Source organism: Nonomuraea sp. NPDC005692 (genome assembly GCF_040631115.1).
Taxonomy (GTDB): domain Bacteria; phylum Actinomycetota; class Actinomycetes; order Streptosporangiales; family Streptosporangiaceae; genus Nonomuraea.
In genome coordinates this window covers 241,054-265,126 of record NZ_JBEXYU010000003.1, presented here as the reverse complement: position 1 = coordinate 265,126, position 24,073 = coordinate 241,054, and the positions used below count along the sequence as shown (strand labels likewise).

23 protein-coding genes and 1 riboswitch are annotated in these 24,073 nt (G+C 71.4%); of the genes, 2 read left to right on the top strand and 21 right to left on the bottom strand.

Going from position 1 to position 24,073, the window contains the following annotated elements:
* Positions 1-204 precede the first annotated feature (204 nt).
* The 4 genes from nusB to ABZ459_RS09495 all read right to left on the bottom strand — a co-directional run bounded on the left by nusB (position 205) and on the right by ABZ459_RS09495 (position 3,972).
* The gene (gene nusB / locus ABZ459_RS09510) at positions 205-615 is read right to left on the bottom strand and encodes a transcription antitermination factor NusB (protein WP_357968019.1); all 411 of its coding nucleotides are present in this window, start codon (positions 613-615) and stop codon (positions 205-207) included.
* A gap of 1 nt (position 616) precedes the next feature.
* The gene (efp, locus tag ABZ459_RS09505) at positions 617-1,177 is read right to left on the bottom strand and encodes an elongation factor P (protein WP_352326968.1); all 561 of its coding nucleotides are present in this window, start codon (positions 1,175-1,177) and stop codon (positions 617-619) included.
* Between the two features lie 25 nt (positions 1,178-1,202).
* Positions 1,203-2,297 (bottom strand): aminopeptidase P family protein, encoded by a 1,095-nt coding sequence (locus tag ABZ459_RS09500; protein WP_357968016.1) that lies wholly within the window; start codon positions 2,295-2,297, stop codon positions 1,203-1,205.
* Positions 2,298-2,397: 100 nt separating this feature from the next.
* Positions 2,398-3,972 (bottom strand): protein kinase, encoded by a 1,575-nt coding sequence (locus tag ABZ459_RS09495; protein WP_357968014.1) that lies wholly within the window; start codon positions 3,970-3,972, stop codon positions 2,398-2,400.
* A gap of 260 nt (positions 3,973-4,232) precedes the next feature.
* On the opposite strand from ABZ459_RS09495, the gene ABZ459_RS09490 reads away from it, so the two are divergent.
* Positions 4,233-4,445, top strand: coding sequence for a helix-turn-helix domain-containing protein (locus tag ABZ459_RS09490; RefSeq protein ID WP_357968496.1), 213 nt, complete (start codon positions 4,233-4,235; stop codon positions 4,443-4,445).
* A gap of 43 nt (positions 4,446-4,488) precedes the next feature.
* Here ABZ459_RS09490 and ABZ459_RS09485 read toward each other — a convergent pair whose 3' ends face one another.
* Positions 4,489-5,790 (bottom strand): dicarboxylate/amino acid:cation symporter, encoded by a 1,302-nt coding sequence (locus tag ABZ459_RS09485; RefSeq protein ID WP_357968013.1) that lies wholly within the window; start codon positions 5,788-5,790, stop codon positions 4,489-4,491.
* 252 nt (positions 5,791-6,042) lie between these two features.
* Entirely contained in the window at positions 6,043-7,083 is a 1,041-nt protein-coding gene (locus ABZ459_RS09480) for an LLM class F420-dependent oxidoreductase (RefSeq protein ID WP_357968010.1), read from the bottom strand.
* A gap of 93 nt (positions 7,084-7,176) precedes the next feature.
* On the opposite strand from ABZ459_RS09480, the gene ABZ459_RS09475 reads away from it, so the two are divergent.
* Positions 7,177-8,064 (top strand): endonuclease/exonuclease/phosphatase family protein, encoded by an 888-nt coding sequence (locus tag ABZ459_RS09475; RefSeq protein WP_357968009.1) that lies wholly within the window; start codon positions 7,177-7,179, stop codon positions 8,062-8,064.
* On the opposite strand, the gene ABZ459_RS09470 is transcribed toward ABZ459_RS09475, so the two are convergent.
* The 15 genes from ABZ459_RS09470 to ABZ459_RS09400 all read right to left on the bottom strand — a co-directional run bounded on the left by ABZ459_RS09470 (position 8,061) and on the right by ABZ459_RS09400 (position 23,133).
* Entirely contained in the window at positions 8,061-8,612 is a 552-nt protein-coding gene (locus ABZ459_RS09470) for a nucleotidyltransferase family protein (protein WP_357968493.1), read from the bottom strand. The genes ABZ459_RS09475 and ABZ459_RS09470 overlap by 4 nt on opposite strands.
* Positions 8,612-9,703, bottom strand: a complete 1,092-nt coding sequence (locus ABZ459_RS09465) for an XdhC/CoxI family protein (protein WP_357968006.1) — start codon at positions 9,701-9,703, stop codon at positions 8,612-8,614. Before ABZ459_RS09465 ends, ABZ459_RS09470 begins: the two co-directional genes overlap by 1 nt.
* A complete protein-coding gene (locus ABZ459_RS09460) occupies positions 9,696-10,769 on the bottom strand; it encodes a VWA domain-containing protein (RefSeq protein WP_357968003.1) in 1,074 nt (357 codons plus the stop codon). The genes ABZ459_RS09465 and ABZ459_RS09460 overlap by 8 nt, the downstream gene beginning before the upstream one ends.
* Positions 10,762-11,628 carry a MoxR family ATPase gene (locus ABZ459_RS09455; RefSeq protein WP_357968000.1) on the bottom strand — a complete coding sequence of 289 codons (867 nt, stop codon included), beginning with the start codon at positions 11,626-11,628 and terminating at the stop codon, positions 10,762-10,764. The genes ABZ459_RS09460 and ABZ459_RS09455 overlap by 8 nt, the downstream gene beginning before the upstream one ends.
* Positions 11,629-11,724: 96 nt before the next feature.
* Positions 11,725-12,183 (bottom strand): PH domain-containing protein, encoded by a 459-nt coding sequence (locus ABZ459_RS09450; RefSeq protein WP_357967998.1) that lies wholly within the window; start codon positions 12,181-12,183, stop codon positions 11,725-11,727.
* A 19-nt stretch (positions 12,184-12,202) separates the two neighbouring features.
* Entirely contained in the window at positions 12,203-12,670 is a 468-nt protein-coding gene (gene ribH / locus ABZ459_RS09445; protein WP_357967995.1) for a 6,7-dimethyl-8-ribityllumazine synthase, read from the bottom strand.
* On the bottom strand, positions 12,667-13,917 hold the full coding sequence (locus tag ABZ459_RS09440) for a bifunctional 3,4-dihydroxy-2-butanone-4-phosphate synthase/GTP cyclohydrolase II (protein WP_357967992.1): 1,251 nt from the start codon (positions 13,915-13,917) through the stop codon (positions 12,667-12,669). The genes ribH and ABZ459_RS09440 overlap by 4 nt, the downstream gene beginning before the upstream one ends.
* Positions 13,914-14,558, bottom strand: a complete 645-nt coding sequence (locus tag ABZ459_RS09435; protein WP_357967989.1) for a nicotinamide mononucleotide transporter family protein — start codon at positions 14,556-14,558, stop codon at positions 13,914-13,916. The genes ABZ459_RS09440 and ABZ459_RS09435 overlap by 4 nt, the downstream gene beginning before the upstream one ends.
* Entirely contained in the window at positions 14,555-15,145 is a 591-nt protein-coding gene (locus ABZ459_RS09430) for a riboflavin synthase (protein ID WP_357967986.1), read from the bottom strand. The genes ABZ459_RS09435 and ABZ459_RS09430 overlap by 4 nt, the downstream gene beginning before the upstream one ends.
* Positions 15,145-16,329 (bottom strand): bifunctional diaminohydroxyphosphoribosylaminopyrimidine deaminase/5-amino-6-(5-phosphoribosylamino)uracil reductase RibD, encoded by a 1,185-nt coding sequence (gene ribD, locus ABZ459_RS09425; RefSeq protein WP_357967983.1) that lies wholly within the window; start codon positions 16,327-16,329, stop codon positions 15,145-15,147. The genes ABZ459_RS09430 and ribD overlap by 1 nt, the downstream gene beginning before the upstream one ends.
* A gap of 105 nt (positions 16,330-16,434) precedes the next feature.
* A riboswitch (FMN riboswitch) is annotated at positions 16,435-16,565 on the bottom strand.
* A gap of 77 nt (positions 16,566-16,642) precedes the next feature.
* Positions 16,643-17,455 (bottom strand): oxygenase MpaB family protein, encoded by an 813-nt coding sequence (locus ABZ459_RS09420; protein WP_357967981.1) that lies wholly within the window; start codon positions 17,453-17,455, stop codon positions 16,643-16,645.
* An 88-nt stretch (positions 17,456-17,543) separates the two neighbouring features.
* On the bottom strand, positions 17,544-19,253 hold the full coding sequence (locus tag ABZ459_RS09415; protein ID WP_357967979.1) for an ABC transporter family substrate-binding protein: 1,710 nt from the start codon (positions 19,251-19,253) through the stop codon (positions 17,544-17,546).
* Positions 19,250-21,319, bottom strand: a complete 2,070-nt coding sequence (locus ABZ459_RS09410) for an ABC transporter ATP-binding protein (RefSeq protein ID WP_357967977.1) — start codon at positions 21,317-21,319, stop codon at positions 19,250-19,252. Before ABZ459_RS09410 ends, ABZ459_RS09415 begins: the two co-directional genes overlap by 4 nt.
* A complete protein-coding gene (locus tag ABZ459_RS09405; RefSeq protein ID WP_357967975.1) occupies positions 21,316-22,155 on the bottom strand; it encodes an ABC transporter permease in 840 nt (279 codons plus the stop codon). The genes ABZ459_RS09410 and ABZ459_RS09405 overlap by 4 nt, the downstream gene beginning before the upstream one ends.
* Positions 22,156-23,133, bottom strand: coding sequence for an ABC transporter permease (locus ABZ459_RS09400; RefSeq protein ID WP_357967972.1), 978 nt, complete (start codon positions 23,131-23,133; stop codon positions 22,156-22,158). It lies immediately after the preceding gene.
* Positions 23,134-24,073 lie beyond the last annotated feature (940 nt).

Here is a 24,073-nt window from a genome sequence, read left to right as displayed (position 1 = left end):
ATGCTCACACAGGGCGCCCGACGGCCGGAAAAGGGCGCGTCGCGGCTGGTGACGCGCCACTTCTCCGGACCGGCTCACGGCCCCGCGGAACAGGCCGGGGCCGCACCGGAAGGCCGCGCGCCGGCGCGCCTTCCGCCGCCTCTTCGCGAGTCGTACGGACCGTGTGAGTGGAACGTACCCCGAAACGGCCTTCGCGGCCTTTGTCTAAAGGGTGAGGCTTGGCTTGAGTTGCTTGAACCGGGCCAGCAGGCCGTTGATGAACTGCGGCGACTCGTCGGTCGACAGCTCGCCCGCCAGGTGCACCCACTCGCTGATGACCACGCCCTCCGGCACGTCGGGCATCCACAGCAGCTCGTACGTGCCGCCGCGCAGCAGGTTGCGGTCGACCGCGGGCATGCGGTCGAGCGTCCAGCCCTCGGAGTAGGTGGTGATCAACTCGTCGATACGGGCATGGTGGCGGGCGACGCCCTCGACGATGGTCGAGGTGTACTCGTTGACCGGCGGCTCCTGCCGCTCGACGCGCTCGGCGAGGATCCTCAGCGGATCCTCCGAGCGCAGCTCGGCCTCGAAGAGGATGTCAAGGGCGCGCCTGCGTGCTTTGCCGCGTGCAGACACCTCAGGCCCGGCCGAGGTATTCGCCGCTGCGGGTGTCGACCTTGACCTTCTCGCCGGTGGTGATGAACAGCGGCACCTTGATCTCGGCGCCGGTCTCCAGCGTGGCGGGCTTGGTGCCGCCGGTGGAGCGGTCGCCCTGCAGGCCGGGCTCGGTGTTGGAGATCAGCAGCTCGACGGCGGCGGGCAGGTCGACGTAGAGCGCCGAGCCCTCGTTGAAGGCGATCGTGGCGAGGGTGTTCTCCAGCATGTAGTTGGCGGCGGTGCCGACGGTGCGGGCGGGCACGTTGACCATGTCGTAGGTCTCGGTGTCCATGAAGACGAAGTCGTCGCCATCCTTGTAGGAGTACTGCATCTCGCGCTTGTCGACGTTGGCCACGTCGACCTTCACGCCGGCGTTGAAGGTCTTGTCGACGACCTTGCCGGAGAGGACGTTCTTGAGCTTGGTACGCACGAACGCGCCGCCCTTGCCCGGCTTGACGTGCTGGAACTCGACAACGCTCCAGAGCTCACCGCCCTCGAGCTTCAGCACCATGCCGTTCTTGAGGTCGTTGGTCGTCGCCACTCGTTCTCTCCCGCGTGTGGCCGCTCTAAAGGACGAGCAGCTCCTTGGTGGTCTTGGTGAAAAGTTCCGGCCCGCCCTCACGGGTCACGAGGGTGTCCTCGATGCGAACCCCGCCCCGCTCGGGGAGGTAGATCCCAGGCTCGACGGTGATCGGAACTCGATCCTCTAGTCTACCGGTCCTGGAGGGGCCCAGGAACGGGTCCTCGTGGATCTCCAGGCCGACGCCGTGGCCCAGGCCGTGCCGGAAGTGCTCGCCGTGGCCCGCCGCCTCGATCAGGCCGCGGGCGGCGGCGTCGACGTCCTTGGCCGCGGCCCCCGGGGCGAGGGCGTGCCGGCCGGCCCGCTGGGCGCGCCTGACCAGGTCGTACAGGTCGTGCTGCCACGCGGCGGGCGTGCCCAGGCAGACCGTCCTGGTCATGTCGGCGTGGTAGCCGTGGTAGCGGGCGCCGAAGTCCATCGTGACCAGGTCGCCGGCGCGCAGCTCGCGGTCGGTGGGGGCGTGGTGCGGGATCGCGCCGTTCTCGCCGGCGGCGACGATCGTGTCGAACGCCGGCTTGTCGGCGCCCAGCTCGGTCATGCGGTTGTCCAGGAGGCGGGCCAGGGCGCGTTCGGTGAGGCCCGGCGCGATCAGCGGGAGCACGTCGGCGAAGGCCTGGTCGGTCAGGGCGCAGGCGGTGCGGATGAGCTCCAGCTCCGCCTCGTCCTTGACCGCGCGCAGCTCCTCGACCACCGGGCCGAGCGGCACCAGGCCCCCGCCCTCGCCCTCGCCGCCTTCGCGCCCCTCGCCCTTGCCGCCCTCGCCCAGGCCCGCCTCCAGGCGGCGGAAGGTGGCCACGGTCATGGCGGCGGCCTCGATGCCCACGCCCGGCGCGGCCAGCCGGCCGGCCACGTCGGACGCCTCGACCGCGGGCACGTCGAGGGCGCGGGTCTTGTCGATGTAGCGGTTGTCGGTCGCCAGCAGCGCCGAGCCGTCCGCCCTGACCAGGACGGCCGCGTTCGAGCTGACCAGCCCGGTGAGATAGCGGACGTTGACGGGGGAGGTGACGAGGAGCGCGGGGACCTTGTGGGCGGGCAGCGCGGCGGCCAGGCGTGCCCGGCGCGCCGCGTGGTCGATGGTCATCCCGCCAATGTACGCGCGCCCCACCCCCTCCCCCACCCCCGGTCAGGGAGGGGAAAGTGCGCGCCGTCCCCCCGCGTCGCGTCTCCCTCCCCCGCGCCGGTCAGGAGAGGGCGAAGTCGTTCAGGAAGGAGGCGAGCGGGCCCGACAGGGGGGCGTCGCCCTTCGCCTGGGCGTTGCGCAGGTCCTGGTAGACGCCGGCGATCTGGCCGCGGGCGGGCTCGAAATGGCCGTCCTGGAGCTTCTTGGCGGCCTTCCTGAGCTTGTCGTGGACCTTCTCGGCGACGCGGGGGTTGATGTCGCCGATGTCCTCCTGGGCCGTCACCGCCTCGTCGAACTTCACCAGCCAGTGGTCCCAGCCGCCCGCCGGGGTCTGCCCCCGGCCCAGGGTCACCTTGGGGCCGACGGTCTGGACCAGGCCGGTGGGCGTGTCGCCCGGGGTGAGGTCGGTGGGACTGGCCTCGGTGAGTCCGGGGGTCGGGCCGGCGGTCAACGTGGCGTCCGGGGACAGGACGGGGGTGGGGGGCGCGCTGGCGCTCGGCTCGGCCACCGGGGTCTCCTTGCGGGAGCCGGCCCACAACACCATGGCGACGGTCACCACCGCGATGACCGCGACGGCGATCCCCATCTGGATCAGCAGCTTGTTGCCGGTACGCGGCGGCGCCGAGTCCAGCTCGGCCGACTCGTAGACGGCGGTGTCGCCGGCCCGCGGAACTCCGTTGAAGTCGTAGACCCGGGTGTCGCCCGGCCGGCCCGCCGGGGCTCCGGCGGGGTTCGCGGCGGCGGGGTTCGGGGCCGTGGGGGCCGCTCCCGGAGCCGCGCCGGGCCGGGCGATGGCGGCCAGTGCCCGGCGGACGGGCTCGCCGCCCGAGGGCCGCCTGGCGGGGTCGGGCGCGAGCATCGCGAGGACGAGCCGGTCCAGCTCGGCGGGGATCTCGGGCCGGATCGCGCTGGGCGGGACGACCCCCTGCCCGGCGCCCGCACTTCCGGGGGCCTCGGCTCCAGGGACCCCGGCTTCGGGGGACGCGCCGGGGGACGCAGCGGAGGGCGGCGGGGTGGCGCGCATGCCGGTTACCGGAATGTCAGGGGTGGCGGCCGGCGGGCGGCCGCAGAGGAGCTCGTAGCAGACGGCGCCGAGGGCGTACAGGTCGGCGGCGGCCGTGGCGGGACGGCCGGAGGCCCGCTCAGGGGCGAGGTAGCGGCGTTCGGCCTGGGACGGCTCCTCATCCGGCAACCCGAACCCGACGACCTTCAGCACGCCGCTGGCCGCCCGCCGGAAGCTGCCGGAGTCGATCTGCCCGTGGAACACCCCGGCGCGGTGCGCGGCGTCCAGCCCCGCGGCCGCCTGGCCGACCAGGTCGCACACCTCGACGATCGGCATGGGCCCCTCGGCCGCCAGGTCCTCCCCCACGCTGGTCCCGGTGAGGAACTCGGTCACCAGGAAGGGGGCGCCCTCCTGGTCGCCCACGTCGAGGACCATGGCCACGTTGGGGTGGATCACCCTGGCCACCGCCTGGGCGTGCTGCTTCAGCGCCTCCCTGGCGGCCTCGCCGGCCGCGCCGGCGCCCAGGATCTTCACGGCAACGACCCAGTCGGCGCGGGTGTCGTAGGCCCGCCACACCTCACCCATCGGACCGCTGCCGATGAGCTCGTCAAGCCGGTACCGGTCGGCGACCATCGAAGGCGTAGCGTCGGACATATCCCCGCCAAAAACTCGAAAAGTGGGCTATTTCCGACCCACCATAGGGCCCTCCAGCCCCTCCCCGCCCCATGATCCACACTTCGCACCGCCGCGGGCGCCACCGTCCTGATCGCCGTGTTCGGCACGGCCAACGGCGTGCTCGCGCCGTACACCGTGGTCCGCGCGTTGCACAGGGCTCGGTCGGGCGACCGGGCGCTGTTCTCCGCGGTGACGGCCGGGCACCTGCGGCGGCCGGGCTGGATCCTGATCGCCGGTTCGCTCGTGTCGGCCGGGCTCGGCACGGCGGCGCAGGCCGCCGGGGCGTGGCCCGGCTCGACGAGGTCGAGATCACCGTCGTCAACCTGTCGATACGCAAGAACGGCCACGCCAAGGCCATCCGCTTCGCCACGCTGACCCGGCTGTGCGAGGCCCTGGGCTGTCAGCCCGGGGACCTGCTCACCTACGGCTGAGGGCGGGTGGCCGTACGGCCACCCGCCCTCAGCGCAGTTCCGGTCAGGCCGTCGCGGGCTCCGGCGCGCGCGGCGTGCGGGCGGCCGCGGCCGGGGCGTCGTCGAGCGGCTGCGGCGGCGCGTTGAAGACCGCGTCGTCCAGGCGGCCCTCCGAGCGGGCCACCAGGACCGGGACGACCATCTGGCCGGCCACGTTGGTCGCGGTGCGGATCATGTCGAGGATCGGGTCGATCGCCAGCAGCAGGCCGACGCCTTCGAGCGGCAGGCCCAGCGTGCTCAGCGTGAGCGTCAGCATGACGATCGCGCCGGTCAGACCGGCGGTGGCGGCCGAGCCGACGACCGAGACGAACGCGATCAGCAGGTAGTCCCCCACACCGAGGTGCACGCCGAACACCTGGGCCACGAAGATCGCGGCGAGCGCCGGGTAGACCGAGGCGCAGCCGTCCATCTTGGTGGTGGCGCCGAAGGGCACCGCGAAGGAGGCGTAGTCACGGTCCACGCCGTTGCGCTCGACGGTGACGCGCTGGGTCAGGGGCAGCGTGCCGACCGAGGAACGGGAGACGAAGGCCAGCTCGATGGCGGGCCAGGCGTTGCGGAAGAACGTGATCGGGTTGACCTTGCCCCAGACCGCGAGCAGCGTCGGGTACACGGCCAGCAGGACGATGAAGCAGCCGACGTACACGCCGACGCTGAACTTGGCCAGCGGGGCCAGCAGGTCCCAGCCGTACGTGGAGACGGCCTTGCCGATGAGGCCGGCGGTGCCGATCGGGGCCAGGCGGATGACCCACCACAGGGCCTTCTGCACCAGTTCGAGCACCGAACGGCTGAGGTTGAGGAACGGCTCGGCCTTCTCGCCCACCGCCAGGGCCGCCGCGCCGAGGACGACCCCCAGGAAGACGATCTGGAGGACGTTCACCTCGGTGAAGGCCGTGACGATGTTGGTGGGCAGGATGCCGGTGACGAAGTCGAGCCAGGTGCCGGCGCCCTCGGTGTCGACGGCCTTGGCCGCGCCGGTGTCGAGGGTGACGCCCTGGCCCGGGTTGATGATCAGGCCGAGCGCGATGGCGAAGGCCACCGAGACGAACGCGGTGATCAGGAACCACAGCAGGGTCTTGGAGGCCAGGCGGGCGGCGCCGTTGACGTTGCGCAGGTTGGCCACGCTGACCAGCACGGCGGTGAACACCAGCGGCGGCACGGCCAGCTTGAGGAGCTGGACGAAGATCTTGCCGACCTGGGTCAGCGTCTCGGCCAGCCAGGCCACGTCCCAGATCTTGGCGACGAACCCCAGGGCGACGCCGGCCGCGAGGCCGAGCAGCAGCTGAAGGGAGAAGGTGAATCTCTTCACGGGAGGAAGGCTCCGGAAGTCGGGCATGCCACAGCAGAGGGGGGCATGCGGGTGAGGAAGGGGGGAGTCTGGGGGACGCGCCGATCAGCGACAGAGGGATCCGTGCAGACGGCACAGATCCACGTGCAGACGCTCGACGAGCCGCACGATGACCACAGAGAACCTCACGAGGACGTACAACACCATGCGAAACGGGGCATATTCCCGCCCGGCATTGTGACGTGCGTCACACCCCCTCCGGAGCCCGTCCGATCAGGTGGCCAGCTCCTTGACCTTCTCCAGCAGACGGACGCGCTCCTCGTGGGTACGGCCGAGCGGCGCGACGTTGAGCGTCGTCACCCCCGACTCCTTCAGCGCCGCGATCCGGTCGCGGACGAAGCCCTCGCTGCCGATCAGCGACATGTTCTCCAGCAGCTCGGCGGGCACCAGCGCGGCGGCCTCGTCCTTCTTGCCCTCCAGGTAGAGGTCCTGGATCTGCTCGGCCTCCTTCTCGTAGCCGTAGCGCCGGGCCAGGTCGTTGTAGAAGTTCTTGCCCTTGGCGCCCATGCCGCCGATGTACAGGGCCGCCATCGCCCGGCCGAACTCGCGCAGCCCGGCCACGTCGTCGCCGATGGCCAGCGCCGCCTGGGCGATCACGTCGAGCTCGCCCAGCTCGGGGTCGCGCTTCGCCCGGCCGGCGGCCAGCGAGGGGCCCCACACGTCGGCGGCCTTCTCCGGGTAGTAGAAGATCGGCTCCCAGCCCTCGGCCAGCTCGGCGGTCATCTCCACGTTCTTGGGGCCGATGGCGGCGACCACGATCGGGATGCGCGGGCGCACCGGGTGGTTGATGATCTTCAGCGGCTTGCCCAGGCCGGTGCCCTCCCCGGCGGGCAGCGGCACCTGGTAGTTGCGGCCCGCGTGCTCCAGCCGCTCGCGCCGCCACACCTTGCGGCAGATCTCGATGACCTCCCTGGTACGCCCGATCGGCGCGGTGTACGGCACCCCGTGGAAGCCCTCGATGACCTGCGGCCCCGACGTCCCGATGCCCAGCGTGAAGCGCCCGTCGGAGACGAAGTCCATGCCCGCGGCGGTCATGGCCAGCAACGTCGGCGTACGGGAGTAGATCGGCAGGATGCCCGAGGCGATCTGCACCCGCTCGGTCTTGGCCGCGATGTACCCCATCTGGCTGACGGCGTCGAAGCTGTACGCCTCGGCCACGAAGACGATGTCGAGGCCCGCCTTCTCGTAGTCGGCCAGCTCGGCGACCGTCTCCTTGAAACCGCCCGAGTAGTTGAGTGCCATACCGATGCGCATGCCGGGCTCCCGATGAACCGAATGTTGTTCCGTTGCGACGTCAACAGGTTAGCGTGTCGGCGTGTCGCACGGCGAAGCACTAGCCTGGTTCGGGTGCTGAGCCGGGTCGTCGTCATCGCCTCCGCAGTGGTCGCCCTGGCCCTGGCGGGTCATTCGCTGATCCCGGCGCTCGGCGGGTTCACGCCCGTCCTGGAGAGCCTGCTGCCCTGGATGGGGGTGGCGGTGCCGCTGCTGCTGCTCCTCGCCCTGCTGGCGCGGTCCAGGGCGGCCGCGCTCGCGGCGCTGGCGCCCGGCCTGGTGTGGGCGGCGATGTTCGGCTCCACGCTGCTCGCCGCGCCGCCCGGCGGCCCCAGCGACCTGGCCGTCGGCACGGTCAACGTGGGCGTGCGCAACAGCGCGTCCGGCGAGGCGGTCAAGGCCATCGCCGAAGAGCTCGACCTGCTGGCCGCCCAGGAGCTGACCCCCGGCGGGCCCGCGGCCAAGCAGCTCAACAAGATGTTCCGCTACCACTACCCGGTCAGCACGGTCGGCCTGTGGAGCCGCTACCCGATCAGCGAGACCCGCCCGCTCGACGTCGGCATGGGCTGGCCGCGGGCGCTGCGCGCGGTGGTGAGCACCCCCAAGGGCAAGGTCACCGTCTACGTCATGCACCTGGCCTCGGCCAGGCCCGGCCACACCGCCTCCCGCGACGCCTCCCTGGCCCACGCCCGCCGGCTCGTCGACGCCGACCCCAGCAAGCGCGTCCTGCTGCTCGGCGACCTCAACACCGCCACCACCGACCGCGGCATGCGCGGGCTGACCCCGCCGCTGACCGACGCCCAGAGCGTGGCCGGCGACGGGTTCGGGTTCACCTGGCCGGCCGAGTTCCCGATCACCCGGCCCGACCACATCCTGTTCAGGGGCATGACGGCGACCAGGGCGGGGGTGGCCCCGGCGACCGGCAGCGACCACCGCGCGGCGATCGCCTCGCTGCGTTTCTAGCGGCCTTCCAGCAGCTCCAGGTCCCGCGGCGTGTCGATGTCGGCCGGGTCGCCGTGCTCGTCGCAGGCGACCTCGGTGACCAGCCCGGGATGCGCCTTCATGAACGCCCGCGCCCCCACGTCGCCCACCGCCAGCTCCGCCACCCCGGCGAAGTGCTCGCGCGCGATCAGCACCGGGTTCGCCCGCCGCCCGCCGTACGTGGCCACCGCCAGCCCGGCCTCCGAGCCGGCCAGCGCCCGCACCGCGCCGGCCCGGACGAGGGGCTGGTCCACCAGCGCGACCACCACGGCCGTCGCCTCCGGCGGCAGCGCGGCCAGCCCGGCGCGCAGCGAGGACCCCATGCCGGTGCGCCAGTCCGGGTTGCGCACGCTGACCGCCCCGCGCACCTGTACGGTCGCCGCGCCCAGCACGACCACCACCGGATGGCAGCCGCCCTCCGCCAGCAGGCGCACCCCGCGGTCGACCAGCCGTTCACCGCCGAACTCCACGAGCGCCTTGGGCGTGCCCAGCCGGGTGCCCTCCCCCGCGGCGAGCAGCAGCCCGGCGATCACGCCGGCTCCCCGTGGATGCGCCCGCCGGTCTGCGACAGGGGCCGGCCCGAGCCGCCCCACCGCAGCTGGATCAGCTCGGCGGCGATCGACACGGCCGTCTCCTCCGGCGTGCGGGCGCCCAGGTCGAGGCCGATGGGCGATCTCAGCCGGGCCAGCTCGGCCTCGGTGAGCCCCGACTCGCGCAGGCGGGCCAGCCGGTCCTCGTGCGTACGGCGCGAGCCCATGGCCCCGATGTAGCCCGCCCCGGTCCGCAGGGCCACCTCCAGCAGCGGCACGTCGAACTTGGGGTCGTGGGTCAGCACGCAGATCACCGTGCGCTCGTCCACCTGCACCGAGGCCAGGTAGTCGTGCGGCCACTTGACCACCACCTCGTCGGCCTCGGGGAACCGCTTGGGGGTGGCGAAGACCGGCCGGGCGTCGCAGACGGTGACGTGGTAGCCGAGGAACTTGCCCACCTTGGCGACGGCCGCGGCGAAGTCGATCGCGCCGAAGACCAGCATGCGCGGCGGCGGCGCGAACGACTGGACGAACACCGACAGGTCGTCCAGCCGCCGCTCGCCGTGCCCGCCGTAGTGCCTGATGCCGGTCAGGCCCTGGGCGAGCATGCCGCGGGCGTCGTCGTCCACGGCCTCGTCGAGGCGGTCGAGGCCCAGGGTGCCCGAGGAGCGGCCGGGCCAGACGATCCGGCGGGCGCCGATCGGGCCGGGGCCGGCGACGATGGTGGCGACGGCGACCGGCTGGTGCGCCTCGACCGAGGCGAAGATCTCGCCCAGCTCGGGGAAGGTCTCGATGGAGACCGGCTCGACCAGGATGTCGATGATGCCGCCGCAGGTCAGCCCGACGGCGAAGGCGTCGTCGTCGCTGACGCCGTACCGCTGCAGGACGGGGGTGTCGGCCTCCGAGGCCAGCTCGAAGACCGCCCCCTCGACGCACCCGCCCGAGACGCTGCCCACCACCTCGTCGCCGCGCACCGCCATCGCCGCGCCCGGCGGGCGTGGCGCGCTGCTGAACGTGCTCACCACGGTCGCCAGCCCGAACCTGAGCCCCGACCTCCACCACCGCATGATCTCCGGGAGCACGTCACGCATGGGCGAGCCTTTCGCTGAGTTCCTCGTAGGCGGCCAGGCTGTGCCCGGCCACCAGATCGTCCAGATACGGCAGGGCGGCCCGCATGCCTCCGGTCAGCGGCTGGTAATCCTCATATCCCTTGTGCGGATTGACCCAGATGAGCCGGTACGCCTGCCGGGCCAGCCTGGCGAGCTGGGCGCCCAGGAGCGCGGGGTCACCGCGTTCCCAGCCGTCGGAGGCGATGACCACGATCGCCCCCCGGGCGCTGTGACGGATCAGGTACTCCTTGAACTCCTCTCCGAGCCGGGTCCCGCCGCTCCAGTCGGGGATGGCCGCGGACGCCGCGTTCAGCGCCGTACCCGGGTCGCGGTGGCGCAGCTCGGCGGTGACCTCGGTGAGCCGGGTGCCGACCGAGTAGACCCTCGTGGCCCGCGGCTCGCTCCTGACCAGCGCGTGGGCGAAGCGCAGCAGGGTCTCGGCGTAGGGGGCCATCGACCCGCTGACGTCCACGAACAGCACCACCTGCCGGGGCCTGGTCGTGTGCCGGCGGCGGCGGAGCCGGGCCACCTCGCCGTTGCGCAGCGCCTCGCGCACGGTGCGACGCTGGTCCAGCCTGCCCCGGTGGGCCCGCTCGAAACGGCGTGACCGGCGCGCGGCCCGGCCGCGGCCGAGCAGGGCCAGCATGCGGTGCACCTCGGCCCGTTCGGCCTCGGTGAGCCGGGCGACGTCCCGGTGCCGCAGCACCTCGGCGCGGCTGGCCGTGGCCGGGGCGGCGGCGTCCTCGCCCGCGCCCGCCTCCTCACCGTCGCCGGCCGCCAGGTGCCGGGTGACGCTGGTCGTCCCGGTACGGGCCGGCGCCGCCCGCCGCCCGCCGAAGTAGGCGGCGAAGCAGCGGTCGTAGCGGGGCAGGTCGTCGGGCGTGGCGCACAGGGTGAGCCGGCCGGCCCAGTAGAACGCGTCCCGGTCACCGGCGTCGAGGTGGCCGAGGGCCTGCAGCAGGCTGCGCGTCCGCTCGTGGTCGGCGTCCACGCCCGCCGCGCGCAAGGTCCTGACGAAGCCCGTCACGGTCCGGACCAGCTCATCCACCGGACAGCAGCCCGTCGGCCAGGACGGCGGCGACGTCCTCGCGGTACTTCAGCGCGGCGCCCAGGGTGGCCGCGGCCAGGTCGGGGTCGAGCTCCCTGGCCCCGAGCGTGAGCAGCGCCTCGGTCCAGTCGAGCGTCTCGGCCACGCCCGGCGGCTTGACCAGGTCGGCCCGGCGCAGCCGCTCGGCCGCCCGTGCCACCTGCAAAGCCAGCTCCTCGGTGCAGCCGGGCAGGCGGCGCAGCAGGATCGCGACCTCGCGGTCGAAGCTCGGGTGCTCCAGCCAGTGGTAGAGGCAGCGCCGCTTGAGCGCGTCGTGCACCTCGCGGGTGCGGTTGGAGGTCACCACGACGACCGGCGGCGTCGCGGCCCTGATCGTGCCCAGCTCGGGGATGGAGACGGTGAAGTCGGAGAGCACTTCGAGCAGGAACGCCTCGAACTCGTCGTCGGCCCGGTCGATCTCGTCCACCAGCAGCACGCTCGGCTGGGTCTCCACGGCCTTCAGCAGCGGACGGGCGATCAGGAAGCGGCGGTCGTAGATCTCCCCCTCCAGCCGGGCGGCGTCGGTGATCCCGGCGGCCTCGGCGGCCTTGAGGTGGAGGAGCTGGCGGGCGAAGTCCCAGTCGTACAGCGCCTGGGACGCGTCGAGTCCCTCGTAGCACTGCAGCCGGATCAGCGGGGCCTTGAGCAGCGTCCCGAGGGTCTTGGCCAGCTCGGTCTTGCCGACGCCCGCCTCCCCCTCCAGGAACAGCGGCCGCCCCATCCGCAGCGCCAGGAAGGCGGCCGTGGCCAGCCCCCGGTCGGCCAGGTAGTCGTGCCGGTCGAGCAGCTCGATGAGCTTGTCCGGCGACTCGATGTCCATTGCCCTGATTGTCCGCCGCAGCACGCCTTCAGGCTACGTCGCAACCCCGCTCCGGCGATATCGGCTCGCCCTCGGAACGGGTTTCAGTCGCGCGGTTCAGTCGCCGGACTCGGACGCCTCGCCGCGCTCGTGGATCAGCGCGGCCAGCTCGGCCGTGGCCCGGCGGGCGCGGGCCTTCTCCGAGCCCTGGATGCCCATGGCGCCGATCGTCCGGCCGTCGGAGAAGTCGATCTTCGGCCACGGGTCGCCCACCAGGAGGGTCACGTCGATGACCTCGGGCCAGGTGTAGCGGTGGACGCGCAGGGCGTTGACGACGGTCAGGCCCTTCTCGTCGGCCTCCACCCGGACCCGGCCCAGCAGGTGCAGCACGTACGCCACCGCCAGGCCGAAGCCCACGATCGCCACCCGGTCGGGCAGCTTGAACGGGTCGGCGATGAAGACCGCCATGAGAACCGCCCCCGCCACCACCACCAGGGCGAAGGCGTAGGGCACGATCCGGCCCCGGCGGGGACGCCAGGTCACGGGCAGGGGCGGCGGGGTCACGGGCTCGGGCACGAGGGAAACCTACCGCAGGTCAGTGGAGGTCCCTCAGGAGGAGGGCGGTCTCCAGGGCGGCCAGGGCCGACTCGTAGCCCTTGTCCTCCTTGCTGCCGGGCAGCCCGGAGCGGTCGAGCGCCTGATCCATCGTCTCGCAGGTGAGCACGCCGTTGCCGACGGGTGTCTCCTCGTCGAGCGAGACGCGGGTCAGGCCGCTGGTGACCGAGTCGCAGACGTAGTCGAAATGGGCGGTCTCGCCCTTGATGACCGCGCCGAGGGCGACCACCGCGTCACAACGCCGGGCCAGGGCCTGGGCCACGACGGGGATCTCCAGCGAGCCGGCCACGCGGACCACGGTCGCGGTGGCGCCGCTGTCGTCGCACGCCTGCACGGCCCGCGCCACGAGCTGGTCGGTGATCTTGGCGTGCCAGCTGGCCGCCACCACGCCCACGACCAGGCCCGCCGCGTCCACCACGGCCACGCCGGGACGGCCTTCGCCACTCATGATGCCTCCGAGATGTCGTGCGGGACGCCCGCCGCGATGTCCGCGATGTCATGGCCGAGCCGCTCGCGCTTGGCCTCCAGGTAACGCTCGTTGTGCGGGTTCAGGGCCACGGGCATGGGCTCGCGGCCGAGCACCTTGATGCCGTAGCCGTCCATGCCCTTGAGCTTGGCCGGGTTGTTGGTGAGCAGCCGCACCGAGCGCACGCCCAGGTCGGCCAGGATCTGCCCGGCGTTGGAGAACTCGCGGGCGTCCACCGGCAGCCCCAGCTCGACGTTGGCGTCGACGGTGTCGCTGCCGTTGTCCTGGAGGCTGTAGGCCTTGAGCTTGGCCAGCAGGCCGATGCCCCGGCCCTCGTGGCCGCGCAGGTAGACGACGACGCCGCGGCCCTCCTGCGCGATGGCGCCCATGGCGTGGTCGAGCTGCACGCCGCAGTCGCAGCGCAGCGAACCGAACACGTCGCCGGTCAGGCACTCGGAATGGGCCCTGACCAGGATGTTGTCGCCGCCGCCGAGGTCTCCGTAGACCAGCGCGACGTGCTCGCCGCCGTCGAGGGCGCTGGCGTAGCCGTAGGCCCGCCACATGCCGTACGCGTTGGGCAGCCGGGTCTCGGCGACCCTGGTGACCATGCTCTCGGCGCGGCGGCGGTGGTCGACGAGCTGCTCGATGGAGACCAGCGCCAGGTCGTGCTCGTCGGCGAAGCGGCGCAGCTGGGGCAGCCTGGCCATGGTGCCGTCGTCGTTGACCACCTCGGCCAGCGCACCGGCCGGCGAGAGCCCGGCGAGCTTGGCCAGGTCGACGGCCGCCTCGGTGTGGCCGCGCCGGGCCAGCACGCCGCCCTCACGGTAGCGCAGCGGGAAGACGTGGCCGGGCCGGACCAGCTCGTTGGGCTCGGTGGCCGAGTCGGCGAGGGTGCGGATGGTCCTCGCGCGGTCGGCGGCGGAGATGCCGGTGGTGACGCCGTCACGGGCGTCCACGGTGACCGTGTACGCGGTGCGCAGGCGTTCGCGGTTCTGGGCCACCATGAGCGGCAGCCCGAGCCGGTCGAGCTCCTTGCCGTCCATGGCCACGCAGATCATGCCGCTGGTGTGCCGGATCAGGAACGTGCACAGCTCCGGCGTGGCCTTCTGGGCGGCGAAGATCAGGTCGCCCTCGTTCTCGCGGTTCTCGTCGTCGACGACCACGACGGGTCGGCCGTTGCGGATGTCCTCGATGGCCCGCTCGATCGGGTCGAGCTTGAACTCGCTCATGCCGCTGCCACCAGTTCCGGACGGGCGGCGCGGTACTCGCGCAGCCACTTGGCGAAGCCCGTGAGGACCATGACGAAGAACACGGCGTAGACGGCGCCGGAGACGTAGAGGCCGGAGTTGAACGCCACCGGCACGCCCACCAGGTCGACCAGCACCCAGACGATCCAGAAGTCGACCAGCGCGCGGCCCTGCGCCCAGGTGGCGACCGCGCCGCCGACGAAGATGTAGGCGTCGGAGGCCACGACGGCCACCGGCGCGCCCGGGTACCACGACAGGTCGAACGCCTTGAACAGGACCGTCACCACCGCGGTGCCCACCGCGAGCGCCGCCAGCATCCGCCACCGCTCGCCGCCCGTGGCGGGCCGGACGGACAGGGCGTGCTCCTGGGTGCCCTGCCGCCACTTCCACCACCCGTAGACGGCCAGCACGGCGAACAGGGCCTGCTTGAGCGCGTTGCCGGTGACGTGCGCGCTGATCGAGGCGAGGAACAGCAGCACCGAGCCGGTGAACTGCACGGGCCAGGTCCACATGGACTTGCGCATCGCGAACGCCACCGTGGCGAGGGCGAACACGTTGCCCAGCAGGTCGGTCCACTTCACCGGCAGACCGAAGATGTCAATCGATGCGTCCACCCAGCTCATCGGGTGCCCACCAGCCTCTCCACATACTTGGCGATCACGTCGACCTCGAGGTTCACCACGTCGCCCACCTGGCGGTCGCCCATGGTGGTCAGCTTCAGCGTGGTCGGGATGAGGCTCACGCCGAAGCTGTCGTCGTCAACCGTCGTGACGGTCAGGCTGATTCCGTCGATGGCGATCGAGCCCTTCTCGGCCACGTACCGGCTGAGCGGGCCGGGCAGGGAGAAGCGCAGGTCGTCCCAGTTCTCGCCGGGGGCGCGGGACAGCAGGCGGGCGGTGCCGTCGACGTGGCCCTGGACGATGTGGCCGCCGAGGCGCTGGTCGGCGCGTACGGACCGTTCGAGGTTGACCGCCGAGCCGGCGGTGAGGCCGCCGAGCGAGCTGCGGTCGAGCGACTCCCTGATGACGTCGACGGTGAACACGTCGTCCTTGACCTCGACGACCGTCAGGCAGACGCCGTTGACGGCGATCGAGTCCCCGTGGGCGGCGTCGGAGGTGACGAGCGGGCCGCGTACGGACAGGCGGGCGCCGCCGCCCGCCGGCTCGATGGCGACGACTTCGCCCTTCTCCTCGATGATTCCGGTGAACATCACTTCTCCCTGCCTTGATGCGGAGCGGGCCGCGCGGTCAGCCGCAGATCCGGCCCGATGGGGGAAAACTCGTCGAAGGTGAGGCGGTGGGCGCCGCTGATCGTGCCGACGCCCGCCGGGCCGAGCGCGGCCCTGCCCTCGCCGAGGAGGGCGGGGGCGAGGTAGGCGATCACGCGGTCGATGAGGCCCTGCCGCAGGAACGCGCCGGCCAGGGCAGGACCGCCTTCCAGGAACACGCCGACCACCTCGCGGGCGCCCAGCTCGCGCAGGAGGGCGTGCAGGTCGAGGCCGCCCTCCGCGTGCCGGGGCAGGCGCAGCAGGCCGGCCTTGAGCCCCGTCACGGCGTCGTCGGCGACGGCGACCAGCGTGGGGGCCTCGTCGTCGAGGACGCGGGCCGCGGGCGGCGTCCTGCCCTCGGTGTCCACGACGACCCGCAGCGGCGGCCGGGCGCCCAGGGGCCGGCCGGCCAGCGGCGGGCTGCCGGCCAGCAGCGCCCCCGCGTCGCCCTCCGCCACGTTCGCCCCGGTGCCCGCCGCGACGTCCTCGGGCAGGCGGACGGTGAGGTGGGGGTCGTCGGCGAGCACGGTGCCGATCCCGGCCACGATCGCGTCGGAGGCGGCGCGCAGCCGGTGCACGTCGGCCCGCGCCTGCGGCGAGGTGATCCACTGGCTGGTGCCGTCGGCGGCGGCCGACCTGCCGTCGAGGGTCGCGGCGAACTTCCAGGTCACGTGCGGCCTGCCGAGCCGGGCATAGGTGAGCCATTCCTCGTTGACCCGCTCGGCCGCCTCGGCCAGCACCCCCTGCGTCACGCTCACCCCGGCCGCGCGCAGCCGCGCCGCGCCGCCGGCGGCCTTGGGGTTGGGGTCGGCCACGGCGACGACCACCCGGGCCACGCCCGCGGCCAGCAGCGCCCGGCTGCACGGCCCGGTGCGGCCGGTGTGGTCGCAGGGCTCCAGCGTAACGTACGCCGTGCCGCCCCGCGCCTGTTCGCCCGCCTGCGCCAGCGCCACGACCTCGGCGTGCGGCCCGCCCGCGTACGCGTGGAAGCCCTCGCCGACGACCTGCCCGGCGGCCGACAGCACGACGCAGCCGACGACGGGGTTCGGGCTGGTGCCGCCGTGTCCTCGCGCGGCCAGCTCGACGGCGCGCGCCATGTGCGCGGCGTCGGCGGCTGAGATGTCCACCCGGGTCTCCTACTCGCCAGTAGCTTCAAGCCACGGCGGGCCCCGGGGGGTTTTCTGGTGCCGTCACGGCACCACGTCAGGAGCCCGGCTGGGACGCCGGACACCTCGCGCGCTTCCTCCCATCCGGACTTTAACCGTCGGTCCTGGAATTTCACCAGGTCAACCGGCCGATGGCATCGGCCGGGTCGCGGACTGTAACCGCCGGTTCGGACTTTCACCGACCCCGGAGCACGCTAGCTCTCTTCTTGTACCAGTTTGCCATGCCGATTACGGAAAGCGCGACCGCCCCCGCGCTTTTTGAACAAGCGCTCGCTCAGGCAGCCATCAGCTTGCGCGCCCGGCGGGCCGAGGGCGCGTAGCGGACCTGCTCGGGGACCAGGCCGATGCCGGTGTGCAGGGCGCGCAGCGTGGCCGAGGCCCACAGGTCGCCGACGGGCGTGGCGGGCAGGCCGTACAGACGGCGGGCCCAGCGCGGCAGCGTGGCCAGGGCCAGCACGGTCAGCGCGGGCACGGCGGGCCGCAGCGCGGACAGCGCGCCGGGCAGCGGCGTGTGCAGCGACAACCGCAGCGGATGGGCGGCCTCGGGCACGAGCCGCAGCCCCGGACGCCGGCCGTCGATGTAGTCGCGCAGCTCGGCCACCGAGCCGGGCACGTCGTCCCGGTCCAGGCCCACGACCTCGGCGGCGCCCCGCCACTCGGCGACGAACCGGTCGGCGTCGGCGTCGGACAGCCGCACGCCGGCGCGGCGGGCCACCGTCAGGTAGGAGTCGACCTCGCCGACGTGCACCCAGCGCAGCGCTTCGGGGTCGTCGAGATGGTAGGTCTCGCCGGTGTCGGGGTCGCGGGCGGTCAGCGTGGCGTGGATCTTGCGCACCCGGCGGCCGGCCCGCTCGACCTCCGCGCGCGTGCCGTACGTGCGCACCCGGACGAACTCGCTGGTCCGCAGGAAGCGCGACCACGCCTCGGCCGGGTCGAGCAGCGCCGAGTTCTGCAGCACGCCGCGCATCGCCCTGGGGTGCAGCCCCTGCATCAGCAGCGCCCGGAAGCCGCCGACGAGCTGGATCGGCTCCCCCATCACCCGCCAGGTCACCGACTCGGGGCCGAAGATCCCATAGTCGTCGTCCATAAGTGAACAGTTACCCAGTGGGACGACAAACCATGCCAAAAACCCCCAGCCGGGAACCGGCCAGGGGTTTTCGACGAGGCTACGGAGATCAGCCGGTGAAGCCGATCGCCGTGTAGTCGGCGGCCTGGTAGCCGAAGGCGCCGTAGTTGGCCAGCGTCTTCTTGGTGGCCTGGATGTCAGGACGCTGGTACAGCGGGATGGTGTGCACCTGGTCCCAGATCAGCTTGTCGGCCGCGTTGGCCAGCTCGTAGGCCTTGGTCGGGTCCATCTCGCTGACCGCGGCGTCGATCGCGGCGTCCAGCGCCGGGTCGCTGCCCTTGGGGAAGTTCGACTCGGAGCCGGTCTTGTAGATCTGGGGCAGGCCGCCGAGGGGCAGCGGCGTGCCGATCCAGGAGAACGGCACCAGGTCGAAGTCGCCCTTGATGATGAAGTCGGTGAAGAACTTGTCATCGGGGACCGGGCGGATCGTCAGCTTGATCCCGGCCTCCTTGAGCATGGCCTGGGTGAGCTCGCCCTCGGTCTTGGCGTAGGGCAGGCCCGCCGGGACGACGAAGTTCAGCGAGAACTCCTTGCCGTCCTTCTTGCGGACGTCGCCTTCCTGCTTCCAGCCGGCCGCGTCGAGCAGCTCCTTGGCCTTGGGCAGGTTGTACTTGCCCAGTTCGCCGGAGTTGTCGACGTACGCCTTGTGGTTGTTCATGAAGACGTGGTTGCCGAGCGTCTGCAGCGGCCAGTCCATGTCCTTGAGGTCGGACTGCGTGATCACGTCACGGTTGATCGCGTACGCGACGGCCTGGCGGACCGACTTGTCCTTCAGGAACTCGCTCTGGTTGTTGACGGTGATGTGCCGCCAGTTCGGGCTGAGCGCCTTGCGGACGTCGACGTTCGGGACCTCCTTGGCCCGCTTGAGGTCGGCCGGGCTGCCCGGCGGGATCTCCACCGCGTCGAGCTCACCGTTGGCGAAGGCGTTGACCTGCGCGGCGGGGGTCTCGATGGTACGGAAGATGACCTTGTCGAGCTTGGCCTTCCTGCCCCACCACTTGTCGTCGCGCACCACGGTCAGGGTCTTGGTGCCCTCGTTGATGCTCTCGACCTTGAAGGGCCCGGCGGTGACCGGGATCTTCTGCAGGTAGTCCTTCTCGTACTTCTCCGGGGTCTCCATGTGGGAGGCCGGGTACAGGTGCGGCGAGCGCGAGAACTGCCCCATCCACTCGGGGTAGTTCTTCCCGTACGTCACGATGGCGACCTTGTCGCTGTCACCCTTGGTGACCGACTCGATGCGGTCCCAGCCGTCGGTGGAGGCCGGCTTGAACTTCTTGTCCTTGCCGCTGTTGGCCTTCCACGCCGCCTCGAGGTCCTTCCAGGTGATCGGCGTGCCGTCCGACCACTGGGCCTTCTCGTTCAGCGTGTAGGTGACGACCTGCTTGCCCGACGACAGGTCCATCTTGACGTCGGTGAGGTAGTCGGGGTTCGCCTTGAAGTTGGCCTCGGAGTCGGCGACCATCAGCTGCGGCATCAGCGAGTCCAGCATGTCCGCCGTGTCGCGCTGGTTGCCGTCGACGTGGTTGCCGTTCCACTGGCTCGGCCACTGGCCGACCGAGAGGGTGAGCGTGCCGCCGTCCTTGACCTGCTCGTACGCGACGGGGTTGATCGAGATGCCAGGGGTCTGCGACATCTGCTGCTGAGCCTGCTGCGACTGCTCGGCGCTCGGCTTCTTGGCCTCGCCGCCACCACCGCCACAAGCCGCCGCGGCCATGGCGAGGACGGCGATTCCCGCCGCCGCCCGGTAACGAACCTTCACTTTTCCTCCTGATCGTCCGAGGCCGTGATGACCTCGACTTCCTCCGCGTAGTGGCAGGCGGCGCCGTGGTCCACGGCGGTCGCGAGCCGGGCAACCGAGGGCTCTTCGTCCACGCAGCGCCGGCGTTCGGCCTCGGTGAGGAGGGCGAACTTGGGGCAGCGCGTGCGGAACCGGCAACCCGATGGCGGGTCGGCCGGGCTGGGCAGGTCGCCTTCGAGCAGGATCCGCTTGCGCGTGCGCTCCATCTCGGGGTCGGGCAGCGGGATCGCTGACAGCAGCGCCTGCGTGTAGGGGTGCGCGGGGCGGTCGTAGACCTCCTCGACCGTGCCGATCTCGGCGATCCTGCCGAGGTACATGACCGCGACGCGGTCGGCCAGATGCCGGACCACGGCCAGGTCGTGCGCCACGAACAGGTACGACAGCCCCAGGGTGTTCTTCAGCTCGTCCAGCAGGTTGATGACGCCGGCCTGGATGGACACGTCCAGTGCCGAGACCGGCTCGTCCAGGACGAGCAGCTTGGGCTCCAGGGCCAGCGCGCGGGCGATGCCGATGCGCTGGCGCTGGCCGCCGGAGAAGCTCTGCGGGTAGCGCTCGGCGTACTCGGGCGCCAGGCCCACCAGTTCGAGCAGCTCGGCGACCCGCTGCTTGACGTTCTTGCGCCCGTGGGCGCGCAGCGGCTCGGCGATGATGTCGCCCACCGGCATGCGCGGGTCGAGCGCCGCCATCGGGTCCTGGAAGACGATCTGCAGGTCGCCCCTGAGCGCCTTGCGCCCGGACGGGCCAAGCTTGGCGCTGTCCTGGCCGAGCACGACGATCCGGCCGCTCTGCGGCGGGGCGAGCTGCATGATCTGCTGCAGGGTCGTGGTCTTGCCGCAGCCCGACTCGCCGACCAGGGCCAGCGTCTCGCCCTCGGCGATGTCGAAGCTGATGCCGTCCACGGCGTGCACGGTGCCGACGCGGCGCTTGAACACCGCGCCCTTCATCAGCGGGTAGTGCCGGATGAGGTTGTCCAGCTCCAGCACCGTCGCGCGCTGCTCGCGCGGCACGCGGACCACCTCGCTGACCGGGATGACCGGGACCGGGAACACGTCCGTGCCGGTCAGGCCCTTGTACTCGATCTCGCGGGAGCGGATGCAGGCGACGTGCCTGCCGCCGCCGACGTCGGTGAGCGGGGGCTCCTCGTCGTCGCACGAGTCGATCTTCATCGGGCAGCGCGGCGCGAACGGGCAGCCCGGCGGCAGCGCCGCCGGGGAGGGCGGGTTGCCCTCGATCGGCACCAGCGGCCCCTCCTCGCCGTCGATCCTGGGGATCGAGGCGAGCAGTCCCATCGTGTACGGCATCCGCGGCCGGTAGTAGATGTCGTCGACGTTGCCCTGCTCGACCGGCTTGCCGGCGTACATGACCAGCACCCGGTCGGCCATGCCCGCGACGACGCCCAGGTCGTGCGTGATCATGACGATGCCGGCGCCCGTCTCGCGCTGGGCGGTCTTGAGCACCTCCAGCACCTGGGCCTGGATGGTCACGTCGAGCGCGGTGGTCGGCTCGTCGCAGATCAGCAGGTCGGGGTCGTTGGCGATGGCCATCGCGATCATCGCGCGCTGGCGCATGCCGCCGGAGAACTCGTGCGGGAACGCCTTGGCCCGGACGTCCGGGTGCGGGATGCCGACCAGGTCGAGCAGTTCGACCGCGCGCTTGGCGGCCTTGTCCTTGTTCAGCTTCTGGTGGACGCGCAGCGCCTCGGAGATCTGGTCGCCGATCGTGTAGACGGGCGTGAAGGCCGACAGCGGATCCTGGAAGATCATGCTCATCGACTTGCCGCGGACCTTGACCAGGTCGTCTTCCTTCATCCCGATCAGCTCCTGGCCGTGGAGCTTGACCGAGCCGCTGATCTGGGCGTTGCGCGGCAGCAGGCCCATGATCGCCAGGGACGTGACGGACTTGCCCGAACCGGACTCGCCCACGATGCCCAGGACCTCGCCGCGGGCCACCTCGTAGCTGACGCCGCGCACGGCCTCGATGCCGCCGGGGAACGTCACGGTGAGGTCTTGAACCTCCAGGATGCTCATGAGTTGCTCCCCGGGTCGAGTGCGTCGCGCAGGCCGTCTCCGATGAGGTTGATGCTCAGGACCAGCAGCACCAGGAGCCCGGCGGGGAAGGCGAACAGCCAGGGGTAGCCGGTGGCGTTGCGGGAGCCCTCGGCGATCAGCGTGCCGAGCGAGACGTCGGGCGGCTGGATGCCGAAGCCGAAGAAGGACAGCGCGGCCTCGCCGATGACCGCGCCACTCACGTTGAGGGTGGCGTCGATGATCAGCAAGGAGGACAGGTTCGGCACGATGTGCCGGAAAATGATCTTCCAGCGGGGGATGCCCATGTAGACGGCCGCCTGCACGTACTCGCGCTCACGGAGCGAGAGCGTCATGCTGCGCACCACCCTGGAGGTGATCATCCAGGCGAACGCCGCCAGCAGGACCACGAACCAGAGCCAGGAGGCGCCGCGCAGGCGCGGCGAGGCGATCGCGATGATCAGGAAGCTGGGCAGGACGAGGAGCAGGTCCACGCCCCACATGAGGACGCGGTCCACCCAGCCGCCGAAGTACCCGGCGAAGGCGCCGACCATGGCGGCCAGACCGGTCGAGATGAGCGCCACGAGCAGGCCGATGATGATCGACTTCTGCATGCCGCGCAGGGTGACGGCGTACATGTCCTGGCCGATCGTGGTGGTGCCCCACCAGTGGTCGGACGAGGGGGCCGACAGGAAGGACAGGAAGTCCTTGTCCGTCCAGTCGTAGGCGCCGAAGAAGGGGCCGATGTAGGCCAGCGCCACCAGCAGCAGGAGGGCGATGAAGCCGTAGCGGGCCTGCCGGTTACGCAGCATCCGCCCGAGAACAACCTTGGAACGCACTTAGCTCACCCGCACTCGTGGGTCGAGGGCCGCCACCAGCAGGTCCGACAGGAAGCCGGCGAACAGGACGCAGACGGAGGCGAACATGCTGACCGCGGCGACCGAGTTCACGTCGTTCTGGTTGATCGAGTCGACCAGCCAGGCGCCCATGCCGTTCCAGGCGAAGATCTTCTCGGTGAAGGTGGCGCCGGTGAGCATCGTGCCGAAGGCGAAGGCGAAGTACGTGGCCGCCGGGATCAGCGCGGTGCGCAGCGCGTGCTTGACCAGCGCCGTCCTGCGCCGCAGGCCCTTGGCCATCGCGGTGCGGACGAAGTCCTGGCCGAGCACGTCGAGCATCATGTTGCGCTGGATGCGGCTGTAGAAGGCGATCGAGCCGAGGCTCAGCGAGATGGTCGGCAGGATCAGGTGGTTCAGCCGGTTGGCGAACTGGTCCCAGCCGGACAGCTTGGGGTTGTACTCGCCGGTGAACTCGATCAGCGTGAAGCCGAGGCCGCGGTTGAGGTTGTAGGCGCTGATCGCCAGCAGCGTGGCCAGCACGAACACCGGAATCGCCATGATCACGAACGAGCCGACGCCGATCACCCGGTCGGTCACCCGATATTGCTTGATCGCCGACAGGGCGCCGAGCGCCACTCCGAACACGAACCCGAGGATCGTGCCCACCAGCAGCAGCCGGAGGCTGACGAAGATCCGCCGGCCCATCTCGTCGTTGACCGAACCGCCGTTCCAGGTCTTGCCGAAGTCCCCCGTGACGACGCCCTTGACCCAGGTCCCGTAGCGCTCCAGGACGGGCGTCTTGTCGTTGAGGTTGTAGCTGTCGAGGGTGGCGTCGATGACTTCCTCGGCGACGGGAGGTTGGCGGCCTTCATACGCGCCGCGGGGGTTCATGGTCGTCGCGGCGAGCATGTAAGCCAAGCTGGCCGCGATCGCGACCAAGATCAGATTGATCGCCAACCTGCGGAGCAGGTACTTGCCCATTACCCTCCGTTCGCACTGAACGAGGGCCCGGAAACCCCGGTAGGAGAAGACCCCCGCAATGGAAAAAGACCGTCTTACGCCGCGAAAAGTCATGACGCGGAACGGCGATCAAAACGCAGGATATCTAGCCAAACATCACAGTCAGCAATAGTTCGACATAACGGTAAGGTCACTAAGCGCTGCGGCACCCGGCCGTCGATCATGGCCCTATATGGGGGTTGACCAGGGGGAACGTGCGCTATCAAGATCGGTAACCGGCGCTATCGGATCAGCGTATGTCACAGAATCCTGACAAAAAATAACCCAATCTCAAAGTGACGCACGTCATACTGATCAATAGGTCGGGGATTGATATTTCGCGACGTCGCGGCTTTTGATCTCAGGCGGGTGACCGAAGTGGATCGGTCCGAGGGCACGCTGCCGCCCGCCCCGAAGGCGTCCCCGGGACGATCACCCCACGCTCACGCTCCGCTCACCACCCCGGCCCCGCCCCTCCGCCATCCCTCCACGGAAGCTCGCCTCCCACCCGCCGAGCCCCGCACCCCGAGCGGACCTCACACTCCCAGCAGGCCCGCCTCCCCCAAGTGAGCCCGCCCCTCCAGCGGACCCACCCCCCAGTGAGCGCGCACCCCCAGCGGACTCGCACCTTCAGTGAGCCCGCGCCCCCAGTGAGCGCGCACCCCGAGCGGACCTGCACCCTCCCTGGGCCCGCGCCCGCAACGGGCCCGCACCCCGATGGACCCGCACCTGACAGACGGGGGCCGAGGCGCTGCGGCAGGGCTGCGGTGCGCACCTCACGGACAGGCCACGGGAGTGCCCGAGCACCTCGCAAAGGCTCCGCACCAGCGCGCGGGCACGCCTCCTGGAGAGGCGATGGAGCAACGGCCCTGCGCGGAGGACACCTCACCGAGGGGTGGAGGGGCCACGGGAGCGCGCGAGG